The sequence below is a fragment of the Bradyrhizobium sp. Arg816 genome, from assembly GCF_029989365.1.
Taxonomy (GTDB): Bacteria; Pseudomonadota; Alphaproteobacteria; order Rhizobiales; family Xanthobacteraceae; genus Bradyrhizobium.
Genome location: NZ_JAPRAQ010000045.1, coordinates 1 through 19,542 on the forward strand (window position 1 = coordinate 1; position 19,542 = coordinate 19,542).

The window sequence follows — 19,542 nt, forward strand, 5'->3', positions numbered from 1 at the left end:
TTCGATCCTGCCTCGTGCTCCCGCAGCACCGCAATGATCCGCTCTTCCGTGAACCTCGACTGCTTCATCTCCGTCTCCCTCAAGGTGGACGGATTCTACCCATTTTTGGAGGAAGTTCAGGGGCTCAAGTCAGATTGGACGCACTCATTATGCCTTGAGCCTCGTAGGTCCGGATCCATAAGCGCTGATCGAGACATAGATCAGGCCCGGTCTCGCTTTACTCAGTTCTTCGGGCGCGAGTTTGCGCGAAGACATCCGCACCTTGCTCGGCCAATACGCCCGAGGTCACCGGACCTGCCAGTACATGCGCAAAGTGCAGCACTCGCAGGCCGCCCATAGGACGCTCACCACTAGGCAACGGAGCGGGCTCGCTGTCTGGAATTTTTTCGATCTCGACCGGAGGACGCGCCGTCAGCCATTGACCTGTGGATGCGTGAGCCACTCGTCTCGCGTACGACACACCACACCTTGCGCAGGGCCATCTCCTGTTCAAGTTCCAGCGCATTCCACGCGCGAACGGCAGGCGCCATGATCGAATGAACAGTCCAGCAGGTCCAGCGTGCCGAGCAAACTGCGTGTGGAGCACCGGTCGAGCGCAAGATGTACCGTCAACAGTCGTCCTGCGATTGAAAGAAGCAGGCTTGCGGATAAGGAAGGCGCAGTTCTCGATACATCGTCCGTTCGGCGAGAGATAGTAGACGGTCGCAGTCCCGGCATCGCGGCCGACGAACGTCGACGGAGTACGCATTATCCAGATTGTTGCCAAGGCGGCCCCTTGCGCGGCGAGTGTGCGCGGGCATCGTCGTCAGGGTCGACACGGACAGACCTAACCCACGGCTTTTGTGGGATTGATCTTTGCTTCCAGATCGAGCCAGGATTGCAGCCACTATCCTATCTCAAAAAGCTTCCGTGGCGCACTCGTCAAGACATCCGCCACCCCCTTCTCCGTGATACGGATCGTTTCGCTAAGCACGTACCCGAAATCCTCATCAACCCAGTTGCCCAGCATTAGATGGAAAGTCATGTTCGGCTTCAACTCAGTCATATCGCCGTCCCTGAGGCTTGCGGTCGGCTCCATCCAACCGATCCCGTGCGCGTATCCGCAACGCGACTCTTTTTGGAAACCGTGCTTCTGAAGGGTACGATAAAACGCATTGGCGACATCGCTGCAGGTCGATCCCGGTCGAGCCGCATCGAGCGCGGCCTCGAGCCCTGCTACCTCTGCATCATGTAGGCGACGCAGACGATCGGAGGGCGCTCCGATTGAGAAAGTGCGCATGATTCCAGCACAATAACTATGGCGCACGCCGCCAAGCTCAATGTTGATCTGCGAGCCTTCACGGAAGACGTCTTCGGTCCAGTTAATATGGGCCGTACCCGTGCGCGGCGAAGAGCACAAGTTAATGTTCACGATTCTTGTTCCAACCTTACCGTTGACGCCACGGGCCAAGGTCGCCGCGATTTCGGCAATCGCATCTGCTTCCCGCACGCCAGGGCGGATCACTTCGGCGGCGCGCATTATTGCGGCATCGGAAATGGCGGCCGCTTCTCGCATGACCGCGATTTCGAGATCGGACTTCACGAGCCGGAGCCAGGTTACCGCGTTTGTGCAATCGACGATTTTCGTGCTCGGCAATCGACTCTTGAACTTCGCCGCAGATTGCGCTGGCAGGTTCTTCATCTCGAGGCCAATGCTGCGTTTCGCGAAGCCGGCCTCGTTTAAGAAGTCAATTACGACGTCGTACCCATCCTTGTCGGGGTTGCCGACAAGCCCTTCTGGATAGCTGATGATCTTATTGCGGTCCAGGAAGGTCTGATGGATGGCAGCAGGGGCATCCATTCGACGCAAAATGAACGAAGGTTCTTCTTCTTGAATGGTGACAATAAGTCCCTGCGGCACATACGCCGACGCTGCGGTATAGCCCGTAAGATAGGTGATGTTGCTCGCATCGGACACGAAAAGCACATCGATGTCGCGTCGCGCCATTTCTGACTTCACTGCGGCGAGCCTTCGCAGATACTCTATTCTAGGGAATGCCTGCGGTCCTCTGCTGATTGTCATTGTTTTACTCGATTCGGTTGGGTCAGATGAGAAGGGCAAAATCAGAGGTGGGTTTCCGCTCACGGCACGAATGCTGCGTTGGCTTCCAAAGCTCCCTCCGCGCGAAGACTAGAACTGATTTGCTTTTAATTCGAACCTTGTGCTGACGAACCTTTTAGCGAGGCTGCCAAAGTGGAAGCTGCCGAATTTGCGCGCTGTTCGCCCAAATCCTGCACGGTGTCTGCCGAATTCGATAATTTTCTGCCGACAGAGCAAAGGTCGAAGCCGTCTAGAGCGGCAGCGGCGTGCTTCAAGTTTGCAACTGACCTCGAGCCGTACCAACGGTCCGGATTTACGGGTCAGCAATGTTGTGCTCCATGCAGCACGGCGCTTTGAAACAATTTCGCACATGACCACACTATAAAAGGCCCCCGGCGGGCATGCCAGAGGCCTTCTTGGAGGTCAACTTGGCTTTGCTAGAGCCGCTTCAGTTTCTCCTTCCGCTAGTTGGGAAACTTCCTTACCAGTTCCGCTGCGCCCGTAGCAGCAGCGCGAGCGTGTTCTGATCCTTCAGCTCATATGCAGTAGCAGGTTTGGCGATACCCGACTGCAGCGGCAGGGTCACGGTGCTGCCCCCCGCGTACTTCTGGTCGAGCATCATGTAGGCGAGTTCGGCCGTAAAGGTCAGATTCTTGACCGGAGTCCAGCGTGTCGCCGTACCGACAACCGCATAGTTGAAGTCGGGGTTACAACCGGCAAGGCCGCTGGAAAGCGCCAAGTTCGCGACGACCGCGCCACAGACATAGCCCTTAGCCGTATTGTTGTAGCGTACAGCTGCCCACGCACCGTAGATCGACGTGCTCCAGCGCGGATCCCAGTTGTGGTTAAAGGCGCCATTCATGCCGTAGGTCGTGGTCAACTCCTGACCGGAGCCAGTCCCGAACACGGAGTCAGAGACACCGGCGAAGCCAATGCTCTGGTATGCCCCGGGAAGACCGGTGCCACCATACATAGCGTATGTTCTCGCCAGATAGCTCTCAAAGTTGTAGCCGCTTGCGCCCTTGGTATAGACGCCCTGGACGTTGATTGAGTCACCCGGCCCAGTCGGGATGTTCTTGATCGACAACGCCAGTTGACCGGCCCAGCCCCACTTGTCGCCCGCATAGCCGGTAACTTCGGACGCGCCATAGTAGGCAGCATGGTTGTCATGCGCTGCGACCGACGCCTGGAAGAGACCCCATGCCTGGTCAACACGAAGCATCGCGACGAGATCAGGAGCTCGAGTACCGCCGATGTCGTTGGCACCATACGCGCCGGTGGCCAGACCTGCTGCTGTCGCGCCGCTCACATTCCAGATATTGGTAGTATAGTTGGCGACTTGATCCTGGGCCGAGAAGGAAGCCGTTATGCCCTGACCGAAGTCAGCCGTATAGGTGAACTGGTTGACAGGCTCCCAGCCGCCGCCGCCGGGGATTTCCAAGCTTTGGCCGGGATATGAGGCCCAAGGCGACGAGAACTGCGACTGCGCCTTACCGATTGTGAATCCGGCGAACTGGATGAAGGCGTTCCAGACACCGAGTCCGCCAGCACCGATCGCAGAAGTCAGGGACGTAGTATAGGAAGTCGAGCCATTCACGGCGGTTGTACCAGCGCCGGCATAGCTACCGCTGGACCACGTGAACGCCAACTCGGCGAAGGTCCGGACCACGCCGTACTCGGTCGCGGTACGCGTATCGAAGGTAAGGTCTTGACGCGAACGCGCGCTGTAGTAGTCACTCAGGCGATTGCGAGCGCCCTGCGCGCCGGTACTGGCCACGTCATAGTGACCAGCCGTATTAAGCGTTGTTTCAGCGCGAACATACCCCCCGATTTTGATGCAGGTGTCGGTACCCGGAATGTAATAGAAGCCGGCGCCATAAAGCGAACAAATCTTGACATATTCGACCGCCTTTGCCTTGACCGGCAGATCGGCTGCCTGCGCACCCGCGCTCGCGAACATTGCCGCCGAACCGAGCATGAGACTCTTCGTCAGTTTCATTGATGAACCTCCAAGTTGGAAACGCCGTTTCCGCCACTTCAAAGATCCGCCGCTACTAGCCTCGCCCTACGGGCCGGTGCTTGACGGAACGACTTCGAGGCGCCTCCTCGCTGTCGCTCGTCAATTAGTCCACAATACCAATTGCTGCAATTAATTAATTAATGAAATTGATTGAGGAAGGCGGAATGAAGAAGCTATGTCACATTTAAGCAACATTGGCCAGCTCACCTTGGTACAAACGCCAGGATTCGGTAATATTGCACCAAAAATAAAGAGCCTCCGGGGGGGCATCCCGGAGGTTCTCCTTGGAGATTTAGCAAATGACCGCTGGTTGACTTCAACGATCTGAAGGAACCATACCCCAAATTAATTTCATTAATCAATTTATTTCTTACATGGCTTCCATGTTTTCTTTGAGCTATCTCCTGCGGGGCAGGGCGGTTACGTCTTCGCTCAATGGAGTCACCGGGCCTTTGTGATGGCGCCGGATGTGGGAAAGACCGGCATGAGTGAAAATGGCCAACTCAATAGGGCGGCAGGACAGTTTGTCTGGAACATTGTCGAGATCCACACCCAGCTAGAAGAGATACATAAGGGCTGGGCTCAAATGCTTGGAATAACCGAACCGCAGTGGCTCATCCTGATGGCCATCGACGAGCTCGACGAAGGACGTGGGGTCTCGGGAATTGCGGTCGCCAATAAGCTAAGGATCCATCCCGCCTTCGTTACAAACCAAACGAAGAAGCTCGAAACGATAGAGTTCTTGGATCGTGTAACGTCGCCTGACGACGCAAGATTTCTACAAATTTCGCTGACTGAAAAAGCGCGAGCAGAAATCGCGAAGCTGTCAATGAAGAGGCAGGCACTCAACTTGACGATGTTCGGGGGGCTCGACGAGGAAGCTCTCGACTACTTAAACAAACGGCTAAAGGCGATCGCCAAAAATAGCCAATTGGCAGCCCAGAAGTTGAGCATAGGCATATTGTAGAGAAGAGCAAGCCCGTGGAAAATGCACAGCTTCTGGGGCGATCGACATGTCGTTTGGCCGTCACCAGACGTGCTGCAGACTCGATGTTCACCTCTCCGAGAAGTCGGCGATCCATATCGCGGAGGACGAGCTTCGTCCTGCCGCACAGGTCACTATGGCTAGGTAGCTGATCCGTTTGCGAGCTTACGCTCCAACCAGCCAAAGATGAAATCGTCGACCTTCACGAAGTTTTCGATTTCTCCGAGAGGAGTCTGAGCGACGGGCGGTATTTCCACGTCGAGATGAATATCCGCCTCTGCACATTCAGCTTGTAATTTGATCGCCTCGGATGGATGAACGATACCGCGACTTCCAGCTACTAGAAGAGCTGGGCATTTTAACTGCCGCATAGATCGCAAGCGCGACATCGACTTAGCCTCGTCGTCAGTTACATCCGACCTTCCCGTCATCCACCCGATGGAGGCCGTCCTTCGCGCCCAGTTCCAGAGACCGCCGTCGCAAACTGCAGCAGCGACACGGTCGTCTGATGCCGCCAGATCAGTAGCCAGTGCCGCCGAAAGGCCCTCGCCATAGACACCAATCCGAGTGGCATCGACATTGGCCTGAGCTGACAAATAATCGATACAGCACGAAAACAAGCCCTCCGACTGGCCGCGCCAGGGTCCCGAGAAGGCGTCGTAAGAGAGCACGAGGATCGAGATGCCGCGTCCTCTTACTGCTGGCAAAAGCCTTGCGAGCAGTGCGTCTCCCGTTTCATCTTCTCTGCTGACGCAAACGACGGCCGGCACACCAAAAGCGCGGTCAGCGGGCACATAATACGCTTCAACGGCCTGATCCCCGCACGGAATTGCTCTCCGGTTTATCTTCTGCTGGAGAAGTCCGAACTTCCGTACGTCCGCCGCAATTCTCGCCGAAATGTCTCTACAACCTTGTGGGTCTCGGTCATCAACAAGCCTCCTGGCAACTTCAAAGGCAGTTAGCCCGCAAAGCCACGCTTCGCATCCACACTCGAAAGCGCCCGCTTCGATCTTTAGATCGGCAACAAGGCAGTGAGCCTCTCCGAGATTTGCCCATCTCGCGACCGACTTCCGCCGGTCCAAGACCCCACTTGCATCGTCGAGCAACGCGGCGGCGGCGCGCCGTGTGGACGCAAGGTCGCACCGTATATTAGGCCAAGCAGCGTATAACATCCGATTCGCCCCTTGGTGCGGTCCTCATATCCGCTCAAGTTCCGCCCAGATCGCCGGTCGACGGGGTTGGCACTCCTCGGAGCTGCATCTTTTTCGTTTGTCTCCACCGCCTGAAAGTTATTTAACTGATGCCAAGAGAGGAAATTGTCCAATATGGAACCCCTCACGGCCGAAATTCTGCTTTCACTGCGAAGAAACGCAGAATTCAAGCTCGGCGCTTTAAAGTGAATCGCTTGTTACCGCGGAGTTCTCTAGAATCAGACTCTGGGGTTGCCGGAAAGGTCCCGTCCAACCTTGATCCATCCGAATAGCGGAACGGCAAATATAGAGCAGCTCAAAGAGCCGATGCCAATAATTGAGGTTCACCGGCTTCAGCAGCCGGCAAATGAGCCGTCGAAGTCAATCCCATGAGTTTTGGATGTTGAGCCCGCACGCGACCAACCAGCCGAGCCCCCAACGTTTGGCGGCCTTATCGCCTCGTACTCGCATGCGCCTTGCTGCAAGCAGATGTTAGTCGGTCATGCAGTGACGCTTTACCTTCGCAATCCTTCAATCATTTGCCGGTGAACTTGACTGCCGCGGTAAAGCACCATCTCCTTCCAATCAGCTCTCGCCGGATAATAGATTTCCTTCACGCGCCGTCGAATTCCGCGGCCGATATCAGTTTCGATCTCAGCTGGGCGGTAGGCATAAAGCCAATGGTCAGCGCGCAATGCTGCTCTGACGGCGTCGGTAGGATAAGTACCGAACTCCAAACAGACATAGACGTGCCGATCGGCGAGGATCCGCTGCCAATAGTCATCCTGGGTGCCGGTGAGCACGACGGCCGATGAGGTCCCAAGGTCCGGTGAGGTGACCGACGGGCCAAAGATGTCACGTGCACGTTGATACCCTGAAATACCCGATGCCTGCTCGCATTGTAGCTCGCCATAGCCATACGGTCCTAGGCCCGTGTGATAGTCGATGATCAACACCCATCGACGAGATGCAATTTCGTAGTCTGACACGATCCGCTCAAGTGTTCGGCGTGCGATCGTAGGGCCGAACCCGCCGAAAAAGATTCCGGTTGGATGACGGTACTGCCCGCTATTGCGAGCCTTTCGTAAAGCAAGCTCACCGTGAACTGTACGGAACTTCTCTATTGTTGCCTCTGCAGCGGCAAACACCGGCCCGTCCAGCTCGGGTGGCACCAGACTGTCTGCAAGCAGGTCGTAGGCTTCGTTATGCGGTAAAGGAGCAGCGAAATCGACAAAGTTTCGATTAAGATCGCAGCCTTCCTGAGTGACGCGTCGATCCCATGCGAATCCATAGGGGTTGAGGCCATGAACTAGCAAAATTGCTTCGTCGGATTTGAGGCTGTCGTAGCCTCCTCCAGCCAACCAGCCCAACTGTGCCGCGGATCCACAATATCCTTCGACACCGTGGGTGGCCGACACCATGACCCCTACTTTTGTGGCATGTCGGTCGCCGAACCAGGCAACGTCCGTCGTGAGTTCTTCACCACCAGGTCCGCGAGCCAGCGATGGATAGACCGCCATCTCACCAACCTTGCTCTCGCTGACGTAGTGGCGAAATTTTTGGCGAGCTTCGAAGTAGGTCGACGAGAAATGCTGCTTCGCGGCATCCAGAATGCTGTCGTTCATAGGTATCCCAATCAATCACGGCTGGCCGACTAACTTGCTGGCTATATGGTTAGCTTATTTGGAGTCACTGAGAGCTGACGTCATCAGCATGCGTCGGTATTAGAGATTAACCAGCATGTCGCGGGGCATGCTGCTCAACGATTTGGCGCCGTTGTCAGTTACTCGCACAGTCTCGCTGAAAACATAGCCTTCGTCCTTTTCCCAAATGCCAATGATGATGTGGAAGGTCATGTTGGGCTGGATCACGGTCTCGTCGTCGTCCTGCAAGCTCGCGCCGCCGTCAGGCCAATCAATCCCGATAGAGTAGCCGATCCGAGACTCTTTGCGTACGCCACGAGGATTGAAAGTGCGACGGAACGCTCGCTCAACGTCGCCGCACGTGGCTCCCGGCCGCATGGTCTCAAATGCCGCCAGCCAACCGTCGACCGCCGCCTGATGCAGGTGCCGCGACCGAGCAGACGGCTCACCCAAGAATACGGTTCGAGACAACGCGCAAGCATAGCGGTGGCGGAACGCACCAAGCTCGAAATTGGTCTGGGAGCCAACCGCATAGGATGCGTCCGACCACTTAATATGCGGCGCGGTGGCCGGGCGACCGGTCGGCATCGTCGGAAAGCGAGAGGGCGAGCCTGGGAATTCCGGCGTGCCGGCGCACAGAGCATGCACGATGGTCGCCGCAACGTCGCACTCGCGCGCGCCAGGAGTAACGCCAAGTTGGGCAACCCGCATGGCCCGATCGACGATTTTCCCCGCCTGCTCCATGTAGGCGATCTCAGATGATGATTTTAGCAGCTTCAGCTTTGAGATCATGCCATCGGCATCGATACTCTTCGAAAGGTCCAGGCTCTTGGCCAATGTCGCTTGGGCCTTGACTCCATAGTTCTTAGCTGTCAGCTCGACTCCAATGCGGCTCGATTTTGTACGTTCGCGGACTATATCTCCGATCGGCTGCCAAGGCGTCCGTTGACGCGAACCGATGAACTGCTCTGGGTAGCCGAGAAGGCGTGAGTGTGGCAGGTAAGAGCTTGCAGTTGCACAAGCAACATCCATCTCGCGCAAAATCAGCCACGGATCTTCCTCGTCTTGGCACACGAGCGCGAGCTGAGGAACGTAATCCGAATAGCCATCGTATCCGGTGAGATAGTTCATGTTCGCCTCGTTAAAGACGAGAAGCGAATCCATGCCCAGCTCCGCCATTCGCTGGCGCAGCCGAGCTGTACGTCCGCGATATTCCTGCTGATCGAATGCGGACATGGTGCCTTTCTCCTGATGCTGGTCGGATTGTTACTTGCGCGACGTGAATGCGCGTGACCGGGCCCGTGGCTCGCAACAGCTTCACGAGCGAGCGGCGATTGCCGTGGAATGCCCGCCTGAGCCCGTCCTCGCAGCCAGCGCGCGCCGCATGTGACAACGCCTCAGGCGATGGAAGCCAGTGTCAAGCGGCAGAGATCCGTGATGTCATAGACGGGCAACTTCGCGACACGACGGATCGCCGACGCAACCAACGGGAAGGCCGCGCATTCGAACAGGATACTCGCGATCTCCGGATACGCAGCGCGGAGTCGAGCAATACAAGCTCCGACATCCGCCTCGATTGCGGCGATATCAATCGGCGGCGCCGGACGCTTAAGTTCGTCATGCCAGAACTTGCCGCCTTCAATACCTCCAATCACGATCCTCGCTCGCTCGCCAGGATCGGGAAGTCCAAGCAGATCCTCAGCCAAGTGCGTCGAGTCGTAGGTCAGCACAGCGACTTTCGTTTTCGGCGGCAGTTGGCGTAGCAACGCAGGCAACAGGAGTAGACTGGACATGACCACCGGTACATTAACCGAGGCGGCCACAGCTGGTTGATGACGGATCGAGAAGCCGCAGGTCGAACTTATTGCGACGGCTCCTCGCTCGACCAATCGCCGCGCCGCGGCGATGAAAGCCGGCTCCAGCGCAGGGTCACCGCGAACGACATTTTCCACCCAAGCTCCTGCCACGGTTTCGGAGATGACAGGGAAATTGAAACTGGCCGGATTCAGCAACGACCCCGGCAGCGGTTTCGAGCTTGGGGCACCGGGTGGCAGCCCTCGTTCGAGGTGTAAGACTCCAAGAGAGCGTTGGGCTTGCAATGTCATATGCAAAACGTACCAGGCCTGGTCAGCGGATTTTCCTCATTTTTTCTGATCGTACAGCTGAAATTCTGCGTCCCGCTAAGGTTTTACCGAACTCACAGGCAAAAGCGACTGTCGCCGATCCTCGGGTTAGGTGCATGGTTTGCTCATCTCAAGAATTCCACGCAACAAACAAACCCAAGGATTTTTCGGGCTTGTCTTGTTTGGTGCTGGCTATCTTGACGACTTCTGTGCGCACTCATCAGCGCACCCAATTGGGCTGCTCCGCATAGAATTTCACTTCCCATGTTCAACAAATAGGACCAATGGAGATGCTGGATTTCTGCACTGCGGCGGATTGAACTCAAAAAAGCACATCCAGCGAGCATCTACCATAAATGGACGTGCGGGGCCGCCCAATGTCGGATGTCGCCCGTATGAAGAGCTCGTGGTGCATCCGACAGCTTTGGATTCTACGCCCAGATCCAGCGGCATTCCATCGCCCTCGCGATCGGCGACTGCATTTTCCGGCAAACGATACCGGCAAGAGGCGATTGAGTGGAGATGATCATGTCCATCAAATTCAAAGTCCGATCGCTGCTCTGGCTCGACGATTGGGTCGACGTTGGATTCTTTCGAGATCGCAAATCGGCGATTGCTTTTAGGGACGCGACGAAACTCTCTTGGCCGCTGCATTCGTTTCGTGTGGTCTCGTACAAGCGGTCGGAGAGAGCGTTGAAAAACATTCCAATGGCGCGACCGGAACATCGTCAAGCCGGGATAAGTGGATCGAGCCGGGCCGCCGCGCACCCAAGAAACAAGATTCTCACAGGAGCGGCGATCCACGTGCCGGTCCAGTAGTTAGGCAGCGCCGTCGATCGCAATGAGCTGACAGCCGACCTGTTGCGCGCGATCGGCTTGGCCCCTCATCAAAATGTTCCCGAGGGAATACGGAGAAGCGAACGCTCTTTCTGCGAGCCTTGACCAGCGTTGTCCTTCACGCCTACAGTATGTAGCCGTCCGCAAGCAGTGCGGCTCTGGCGTAGCGAAGCAACACACAGCGAACCAATTAGTAGATTCCGTTGAACGGTTTACGTATCAACCCACTGACAAAGAACTCGACCATCGAGGTGAAGTCGAAGACCGGAACGCCAGTTGCTCGCTGAACGGCCGCGGCGAAAGGTGGTAGCTCGGAGCACTCGAGGAGCAGCATCCCAATGTCTGGCCGATCGGCGAGCAAAGCAACCGCAGCCTCGACTGTTTCGGTCTCAACGGCGCTCACGTCTAGGTGATCGCTGCATGTGATCCAAGCAGAGGCGAACGAGGGCGCGTGCTCAAGTCCAGCAACAACGACACGGTCGAAGTTGGCAGACAGACCGGCTGCCTCCAGCAGGAGCTGAGTCAGCGAAGGCGCACTTGCCGTGATGATACCGAGCGCCTTCCCTCGTGGAAGCATACGTTCGAGGAACGGAGCCAGAAGAAGGCTCGAGAGGAGAACAGGCACCTCCAGGGCAGCGCGGACCGCCTCTTGGTAGCGAATCATGAACCCGCAGTTTGACGTAATCAGCTGCGCACCGTCGCGAGTGAGCTTCCTCGCCGCCTGAATGACCGCCGAAGTCATCTCCTCAGCATTGGGCCCGAGCAGCTGGTCGAACTTGAGGCCCGGCACCGCCTTGTAGCGCACCGGGACGCTCCACGTGCTTGCATTACCGACACTGCCTGGGACGAATGGACGGATGAACGGGGCCTGAGGGCGTTCAAACACCAAGATGCCAACGGGCGCACCGTAGAATGGCTGCGCAGGCTTCAGCGATGCAAATCGACGATCACTTATGGAGGCAACAGGCTTCATCATCCGCTATCACATCAGGATTCGACATTGACCGCTTCGCTCATGCGCGAACGTTGTTTCCGGCCCTACAGCCCACCGCAATAAGCGGACGACGTCTATTTTAGCATAGTGACAGCGACCAAAAACATGAAAGATCAGATTGAGAGCGAAGAATAGCGTCGGAACGCGCCCATCTCTCGAGAGTTTGGACTTGGCCGTTTCGGCATTTACCCGCCAAAAATGCTCCTCAATCGAAATGAACGAAAACGGCCCAGAAGCAGCTGCGCTATAGATTACGATCGAAGTCCCGACAACCAAGAGCTCGGTCGTGCAGTATCGAGCAAGTCGATACCTCGGCACTCCTGCGATGCAAAAGTTCAGAGGATCCGCGCGAGGTTCTTAGCGCATTTCGCAATATTTGAAATGGCTGCTCACCGGCATGCGTCTCATGCACCCCACCTGTAGTCGCTGGTCGGCATTTGGACAAATTTTCCCTGACGTACGCTCCCTCGGCTGCTGATGATGGGCAGCCGAGGGGCAAACATGAGATCCGAACAACCCTGGTGAGGTTCTCGTCAATGCCTATTGTGACGGGGACGCCGCCTAGTGCACCGGCAATCGAAGTCAGCGACTAGGACTTCTGCTTAGGTTGTACCGCTCCAAGGCAGCGACGCCAACGCCGACGGATCGGTGGGAACGTCGATTACGGCGGGCAGGCCTGAGGCGCGCGCCTCTGCAAATGCCTTAGGAAGATCCGCCGGATGCTCGACACGCACTCCGAAGCAATCCATGTCACGCGCCAGCTTGGCGAAATTCATTTCGCGGTAGACAAAAATCTCGTCTCTGTTGCCAGTCCGGCCTTCATAGGCGGCGTCAATGTTGCGCCGTCCCTGTGCCAGCCTGTGATTATTGTTGACGATTGTGATCGTTTTCAGGTTGTGGCGGCGCGCCGTCTCAAGTTCAGGCAGGTGATACATGAACCCGCCGTCGCCAGTCAGGCAGACCACCGGCCTGTCCGGGTGAGCACACTGTGCGCCCAGCGCCGCCGGGAACGCCCAGCCAAGCGATCCTGCGGCGCGAAGGTATAGCTGCCCTCGATCTTTCAGCGGCAAGAGTGTGCCACTCCAATGCGAGGCAAACCCCGTATCAGCGACCAAAATGGCGTCCTTCGGCAACCACTTACCCAACTCCCGACAAAGCCGCTCGGGCCGAATCGGGACAGCGTCCGAAGCACAGTCAGTCTCGACGTCGGCTCGCCACCTCGCAACGGACGACGTAACCAACTCCAACCATTCGGGCCTTTCGTCGGACACCATAACAGCATCGAGGGCTCGAAGAGCCGCGATCGGGTCACCGTGCATTCCGATGGTGCCAGGAAAATTACGCCCAATCTCGGACGCATCAATGTCGACCTGGACTACGACTGTCCCGGGCCTCGGCAGGGTCCAGTTGTTCGTCGTCATGTCGCCTGCATCACTTCCGACGAAGAAGACGAGATCGGCAGCATGAACAATCTGGTTTGCGCAAGCTTGCGAATAGGTGCCAACGATGCCGCCGTTAAGCGGATGCCCGTCTGGAAGGACCTGCTTCGCGTCAAGTGACATGACGATCGGGATGCGGTGCTTTTCGGCGAAAGCGGTTAGCTGGAGCTCCGCGCCCGACAAGATCGCACCAGCGCCCGCAATGATGACGGGCCGTCGAGACCTTTGGATCGCCGCAGCGGCCTTTGCAACCTGAGCCGGATCTGGAGAAGGTCGGGATGACGGAATGCGGGCATATTCCTCCTCCGGGAGCACCGACGCAAGTATCTCCGTGCTTCCCGCGACTTGTCCGGTGTGCCCAACGAGGTCGATATGCACTGGTCGGCTCACTCCTGTCGTCGTCTCGCGGAACGCTTGCCTTAGGAGATGCGGCAACTGATCCGGGACGTCGACTCGCCCGCTAAATTTGGTAACCTGTGAAAATAGCGGCTCGTGCGGCAACTCTTGGTAAGCATTGCGATATTGGTTGTGCGCCGGATGCCGACCGGTGAGTGCAATTACGGGCGAGAACGCGAACCAGGATTCCTGCAGACCGGCCGCGAGGTTGGCTGCGCCAACGGATTGCGCCATGCAAACACCGGGGCGGCGCGAAGCGCGCGCATACCCGTCGGCCATATAGGCAACCGCCTTCTCGGAATGACCAAGCACGCGCCTGATTCCGAGTTCCTCCATCTCTGTGAGGGCATGGCGCAGAATGGCATCCATAAAGAAGACGTGGGACACCCCCTGCGCCTTGAGCGTTTCGGCAATGAAGCGACCGCCCGTCATTTTCTTGGGCGGCGCAGGGTGGGTGGTTGGTTTAACCGGTGCATTCATATCGAACCTCGATGTCAGATGTATCTAGTCGGCGGCACTACATCGAGCCGCCATCAAGCACGATAGTCTGGCCATTAACGTAAGCGGCACCCGCCGCGAGGAAAACGATGACTTCGGCGATATCTTCGGGCGTTGCCGCTCGATTGAGAAAGGAACGCTGCATCGCATCCTTTCTACGCGCGTCAGGCCACTGCTTGGTCCAGGGCGTATCAACAAACCCCGGCGCAACAGCGTTGACTCGAACAGAAGGAGCAAGGGCGCGCGCCAACGAGCGCGTCATATTGATCAATCCCGCCTTGCTCGACGCATAGGCAAGACTACTTCCGCGCGTAGTGAAGCCGGAATTCGAGGCTGTGTTCACGATTGCTCCGCCGGAACTCTTAAGCGCACCCGCCGCCGCGCGAGCGCAACGAAATGGGCCCAGAAGATTCGTCGAAAGAATCAACTCCCAGAACTCCTCCGACATGGCGTCGAGGTCAGCAAAGTCGATCGGATTGGTCGTACCCGAGGTGCCGGCGTTGTTAATGAGATAATTTAGCTTTCCCTCGCGCTGCAATACGCGGTCAACCATCGCCGCACATTCAGCGGGATCAGCCACATTGCCAGGCGCACTGACAACATTCAGCCCCTCGCTCGTGAGCGCGCCAAGCGCCCCCTCATCGCCCGTCAAATGATTGACCGCTACTTTGGCGCCAAACGATGCGAGCATGCGGACGGTCGCAAGACCAATTCCCGACGCCCCTCCCGTTACCAGCGCAACTTGACCTTCGAGATCATATCGAAATTTCATGCGCCGCTCTCTTATATTAACAATTTCGTCGGCGTACTCCGACAGGCCAGTCGCCTGAATAGGAGATATTCATCGGCCATGTTGCGCGATTTTCGATCCAGATGCGCCGCATTGCTGCGAGCGCTCGCAAGATAATGCGGAAATACAGCGCCATATCCGGTAGCTGCGATCGGGTTCGCGTTACGCCCGAACTTGAATGACAGCTGATCTCAAAGTACTCGCATCGAGCGCAACCGCAGGCATTTCGGCCCACCGACAGCGAATGGGATTCCATAGTACTCGCCTCACGTTCCAGATCGAATGGGAGCGCCGCTCTCCTGCAGGGGTCTGGAAGCACAACTGGACGAACAGACCTCGCCGTGCAGGGTTATTGACCAACAACACCACCACGAGGAGCGCTTACGGCGCATTGCCTAGAACTGGTATTCTTGTCTGCGGCCATTAGAGCTGGCACGTGGCGCGAGCGGAAAAAACGACGCACGACAACGATGGCACCGCTGCAGTGCCGATAAAATGGTCAAACATCTGAAGCCCATTCCTGTTGTTCAGATCGTTTGCGCCCTTGCAGCAAAACCTCGCAACACTTTTGGGCAACGAGCTTCTTGTCCGGCTGTGCAATGGGCAGGTCCTGAACGGGACAATTGCTACAGTAGCTCTACTCTCTGACCTATCGGCTCATTCGCGAAAGCCGCCTCATCTTCAAACGTCCGATCCCACCCTCGCTTCTTTTACTCGAGCAAATTAGGCGCGAGCAGTAGATCATCGACAGAACATCGATAGGTTTTGCTCTTCCGCGATGCGGAACACGCCGATCAAGAGACGGAGCAAATCGCTTCCTGCGCTAAGCCCGGATTAGTTTTCGGAGCGCCAGCGCGGGTGCTCGATTGAAGACCAGAATGCAGGTTCGGGCATGCCCCGCCGGAGCACTTCCGTTGTAAGCCATCGAGTGAGACGCATTACAATCGAATACAGACGAATTCTTCTCCGAGTCCGACGGCTAACGCGTAAAACCAACGCAGGCCAGGCTTACTTCGCACAATTTCTACGTCTTTCGGTCGTCATTGTCGGCAATTGGGCGTAACCTTTCGCCTATCGTTTTGCTCCAGAGGTAACGACGATAGCATTAGGGAGACGGATGGCCATGGCAACTCGAGTAAACCGTGATCGTTTGGAATGCGTGCATGGTGAGATTGCCTTTGCTCGACGCACCGCCGACGAAAACGCTCCAGCAATTAGTTTGCCTCGATACGAAGACCTACCGATGGTCACCTATGACGTCGCTATCCGCAATGCGCGCCCGATTGTGAACGAGCTGTCCCTCGATAGAGAAGGCTTCACGCTCGTTCAGCACAAGGTATCTTGCGCGAACGAGCGTAACCCAGAGATCCTGTGCCAAAGATATCTGGAGGAAATGACTCCGTTCATTAAGGACTACTTCAACGCATCCTGGGTCATCCCCCGACGAGATGGCGTCATTGCTCGATCCACCGATAGGAACGCTGTTCCTGGATTAAGGGGACCTGGTGCAATGGCCCACATCGATTACGCACCTATCGCCGCCCCAATGGTCGCCGCGCGGGAGAGCCAGAAGCAGGGCATTCCGATACGGTCGTATTCTCGATTGATGATCATTCAAGCTTGGCGTGCCCTCTCCCCACCTCCTCAGGATTTTCCGTTGGCGCTCTGCGATAGCGCAACCGCTCTCGATACCGACATCGTCGTACATGATTACACTTCGGATCTTGAGGCTACGTATAAGAGCTGCGTGCTAAACTACAATCCATTCGAGAAGTGGTACTACTTTCCTGAGATGACGGTGGACGAGCTCATTCTCTTTAAGGGCTTTGACTCCGAAGACAATTGCAATGCCAGAGCACCTCACTCAGCATTTGACAATCGGCGCGCGCATCCCAATGCAAAACCTCGTGAGAGTATCGAGGCTCGGTTCTTCGTGTACTACGCCTGAGTAGCCTGGGATATTTCATGGTATGGATCGCTCACAACTCTGAAGCCGCTTTGCCATCACGCTAGGCGTCAGACACATAAAGGTAATGGGGTTCCTCAGATGACTACAGTTCTAATCACGGGTACGAACAGGGGTGTCGGTCTTGCACTCACGCGCCTATACGCGGCCGAGGGGGCCGAGGTCATCGCCTGCTGCAGGGATCCTGCAAGCGCGGACGCCCTCAAGGAGCTGACCGCTGCGTCCAATGGCCGTGTGCGAATCATGCAGCTTGACGTAGCGGAGGAAGCCTCGATCACTTCGTTGAAGCACGAGCTTGGTGATCAGCCGATCGACATCGTGATCAACAATGCCGGGATGAGTGACCCGAGCGCTCGGTCGCCTGATCGGATCGATACTGAGATCTGGATGAAGACGCTACGGATCAACGCGCTTGGGCCGATGCTCGTCGCCTATGCGCTCCGTGACAACCTGAGGCGCGGCTCTGAGAAGAAGTTGGCCGCCATCAGTAGCAATTTTGGCTCTACGAGCAGCGCTGGCGGCGGCAGTTATGCCTACCGGGCATCCAAGGCGGCGCTCAACAACGGTATGCGCGGCTTGTCGCGGGACTGGGCCTGCGATGGGATTCTGGTTGCAATATTGCATCCCGGCTGGGTGCGGACAGCCATGGGCGGCGGCGAAGTCGCTGCCGTCTCCGCCGAGGAGAGCGCGCACGGCCTCAGCCGGCGGATCGCCGAGCTCACGCCAGCCAACAGTGGTTCTTTTAAAGACTATCGAGGTTCACCGATCCGTTGGTGAGCGCCGGCGCTCCCATCTAAACGACGGGAGCGCAATTTCAGGGTTCGCAGGAACGCGATCAACGAGCTGGCGCGCAAGCTTGCGCATAGCAAGCTGGATGCGAGATTTTGCTACGGGCGAGTAAGTGCTCTTGCGGAAGCCCGATCTTTCTGCATTTCCACTCGCGGTAGCTTTAGGCGCGGTCCGGCGAGACGCGTGACCTCGTTGAATCGAAGTTTCAGTCATGCTCAGGCGTGCTTGACGCAACGCACTTCGTCTCGGAGGCTCGAATTGCCATGGAATTCGCGATGGCAACCACTCACAATGGCCGCGTGATGGTTGGCTCGCCAGCCGCGAAGGTGCCGTAGCGCTGCGACCCTGCGAGCGCTCGAGAGACCCTCGCCGAGCAAGCCAAGAGCTATCCGGACTGCGGTGGTTGACCACGATAGATCGACGCCCCCGCTAGACAGTCTGATAGAACTTCGGCCAGCGTTAATCACGCCCGCCAAGCTAGCCAGCGTTCCTGAACGTGATCTCCGTTGGTCTTCCCATCCGGCCGTTTCGCTGCGAGCCAAGCACCGTCCTCAATGATGCATTTTGAAGCATTTTCGGGATTTACGCTGAGGAGCGGGACCAGGTCTGCCGGGAGGTATTTGAGCTGATTGATGTTTGGTCCGGGAGAGCGGGTGCCCAATGTCCATCCGGCTGCAATCTCAGCCCTGTTCAAGAAGGCGATCAGCTTTTGCGCGTTCGTCGTGTTCGGTCCGCCCTTCAGCATCGCCGCGTAGCCGCGGCCTAGATAGGCCCCCTCCCAAACGAACTTGATCGGCGCCTTCGCGTCGCGGATCATGCCGATCAAACGGCCGTCGAATGCGGCCGCCGTCGCGTATTCACGGTTCATGAAGAGCTGAGGCGCTTCTCCACCGGCGCTCCACCACTTTGTAATATGTGGTTTGATCTGGTTGAGTTTTTCGAACGCGCGATCGAGCTTGTCGTCGGTGAGCGGCCAGATGTCGTTGGGCGCAACACCGGCCGCGAGAAGCGCAAATTGTATGGTATGCCTACCCAGCACAACCTCAAGCCCACGCGGCCCGGGAAATTTCTTGGTATCCCAAAAATCGACCCAGTCCTTCGGACCGCCGTTTGGAAAGGCGCGTTGATCATAAGCAAGCACTTCCGCGTACTGGAAAAGCACGACGGCGTCTATGAATCGATCCCTTTCCGAAATGCCTTGCAGAGATTCCGCTTCCCATAGGCTGTAGTCAATGGGCACGAACATCCCGGCGTCATGCATGGACGGATAGGTCATCCCTCCCGTATAGACAACATCCCAGTCGATGCGGCCGGCCCGGCTCATCGCCATGATCTGCGGCTCAGGATTGTCGGCGGTTACGTCGATGACCCTAATACCCGTAGCTTTGGTGAACGGATCATAGACATTCCTACGAACACCTTCCGTCCAAGAGCCGCCGTAGCGCCACCACTTCGCCTGAGCCGGCGAGCTTTTCCTCCGCCCAGGCGCTGGCCGTCTTGGCGACAAGCGGCGTACTCAACAGGGCCGCCGCTGATTGAAGCAGAGCGCGGCGGTTTGGACGAGAGAGTGAATTGCGACCAGATATCTGCGTCACCAAGGCTTCCCCCGTCTACGCAGAGCTATTTGCTTTGCGTATGCCTCATAGAATGCGCTCGCTCACTTTCGAACTTCGAATGGACAACCTGAGGACCGACTCGCTTCGCACATTGGAGCGCCATGGGACCGAGAACCGGAAGAACTCCTGCAAGTCCTCCCGTCCTCAAGCAGTGATCGGTACTGCAGGTCCCAGGT

At 57.0% G+C, this 19,542-nt stretch carries 14 protein-coding genes; 4 read left to right on the forward strand and 10 right to left on the reverse strand.

What is annotated here, in order from left to right; all coding sequences use genetic code 11:
* Nucleotides 1-886 precede the first annotated feature (886 nt).
* Together OWC48_RS44490 and OWC48_RS44495 are read right to left on the reverse strand one after the other, a co-directional pair.
* The gene (locus tag OWC48_RS44490) at nt 887-2,062 is read right to left on the reverse strand and encodes a Xaa-Pro peptidase family protein (RefSeq protein ID WP_282525703.1); all 1,176 of its coding nucleotides are present in this window, start codon (nt 2,060-2,062) and stop codon (nt 887-889) included.
* 499 nt (nt 2,063-2,561) lie between these two features.
* Nucleotides 2,562-4,079: a porin gene (locus tag OWC48_RS44495; protein ID WP_282525704.1), complete on the reverse strand. Its 1,518-nt coding sequence runs from the start codon at nt 4,077-4,079 to the stop codon at nt 2,562-2,564.
* Between the two features lie 505 nt (nt 4,080-4,584).
* Between OWC48_RS44495 and OWC48_RS44500 the strand changes: the two genes are divergently transcribed.
* Nucleotides 4,585-5,067 (forward strand): MarR family winged helix-turn-helix transcriptional regulator, encoded by a 483-nt coding sequence (locus OWC48_RS44500; RefSeq protein ID WP_282525705.1) that lies wholly within the window; start codon nt 4,585-4,587, stop codon nt 5,065-5,067.
* 158 nt (nt 5,068-5,225) lie between these two features.
* On the opposite strand, the gene OWC48_RS44505 is transcribed toward OWC48_RS44500, so the two are convergent.
* The 4 genes from OWC48_RS44505 to OWC48_RS44520 form a co-directional block, all read right to left on the reverse strand.
* Complete coding sequence (locus OWC48_RS44505; protein WP_282525706.1) at nt 5,226-5,879, reverse strand: alpha/beta hydrolase; 654 nt, start codon at nt 5,877-5,879, stop codon at nt 5,226-5,228.
* Nucleotides 5,880-6,790: 911 nt separating this feature from the next.
* Nucleotides 6,791-7,900 (reverse strand): DUF2817 domain-containing protein, encoded by a 1,110-nt coding sequence (locus tag OWC48_RS44510; RefSeq protein WP_282525707.1) that lies wholly within the window; start codon nt 7,898-7,900, stop codon nt 6,791-6,793.
* Nucleotides 7,901-7,999: 99 nt separating this feature from the next.
* Complete coding sequence (locus tag OWC48_RS44515) at nt 8,000-9,154, reverse strand: Xaa-Pro peptidase family protein (RefSeq protein WP_282525708.1); 1,155 nt, start codon at nt 9,152-9,154, stop codon at nt 8,000-8,002.
* Nucleotides 9,155-9,315: 161 nt separating this feature from the next.
* Nucleotides 9,316-10,023, reverse strand: a complete 708-nt coding sequence (locus OWC48_RS44520) for a hypothetical protein (protein WP_282525709.1) — start codon at nt 10,021-10,023, stop codon at nt 9,316-9,318.
* A 546-nt stretch (nt 10,024-10,569) separates the two neighbouring features.
* Between OWC48_RS44520 and OWC48_RS44525 the strand changes: the two genes are divergently transcribed.
* Entirely contained in the window at nt 10,570-10,860 is a 291-nt protein-coding gene (locus OWC48_RS44525) for a hypothetical protein (RefSeq protein ID WP_282525710.1), read from the forward strand.
* 208 nt (nt 10,861-11,068) lie between these two features.
* Here OWC48_RS44525 and OWC48_RS44530 read toward each other — a convergent pair whose 3' ends face one another.
* From OWC48_RS44530 to OWC48_RS44540, 3 genes are all read right to left on the reverse strand, one after another.
* Nucleotides 11,069-11,854 carry an aspartate/glutamate racemase family protein gene (locus OWC48_RS44530; RefSeq protein WP_306664755.1) on the reverse strand — a complete coding sequence of 262 codons (786 nt, stop codon included), beginning with the start codon at nt 11,852-11,854 and terminating at the stop codon, nt 11,069-11,071.
* Nucleotides 11,855-12,474: 620 nt separating this feature from the next.
* A complete protein-coding gene (locus OWC48_RS44535) occupies nt 12,475-14,187 on the reverse strand; it encodes a thiamine pyrophosphate-binding protein (RefSeq protein ID WP_282525711.1) in 1,713 nt (570 codons plus the stop codon).
* 37 nt (nt 14,188-14,224) lie between these two features.
* Nucleotides 14,225-14,977, reverse strand: coding sequence for an SDR family NAD(P)-dependent oxidoreductase (locus OWC48_RS44540; RefSeq protein WP_282525712.1), 753 nt, complete (start codon nt 14,975-14,977; stop codon nt 14,225-14,227).
* Nucleotides 14,978-16,112: 1,135 nt separating this feature from the next.
* Between OWC48_RS44540 and OWC48_RS44545 the strand changes: the two genes are divergently transcribed.
* Together OWC48_RS44545 and OWC48_RS44550 are read left to right on the forward strand one after the other, a co-directional pair.
* Entirely contained in the window at nt 16,113-16,943 is an 831-nt protein-coding gene (locus OWC48_RS44545) for a CmcJ/NvfI family oxidoreductase (protein ID WP_282525713.1), read from the forward strand.
* Between the two features lie 99 nt (nt 16,944-17,042).
* Nucleotides 17,043-17,738 (forward strand): SDR family oxidoreductase, encoded by a 696-nt coding sequence (locus OWC48_RS44550; protein ID WP_282525714.1) that lies wholly within the window; start codon nt 17,043-17,045, stop codon nt 17,736-17,738.
* 475 nt (nt 17,739-18,213) lie between these two features.
* On the opposite strand, the gene OWC48_RS44555 is transcribed toward OWC48_RS44550, so the two are convergent.
* Nucleotides 18,214-19,257, reverse strand: coding sequence for an ABC transporter substrate-binding protein (locus OWC48_RS44555; protein ID WP_282525715.1), 1,044 nt, complete (start codon nt 19,255-19,257; stop codon nt 18,214-18,216).
* Nucleotides 19,258-19,542: the final 285 nt, after the last annotated feature.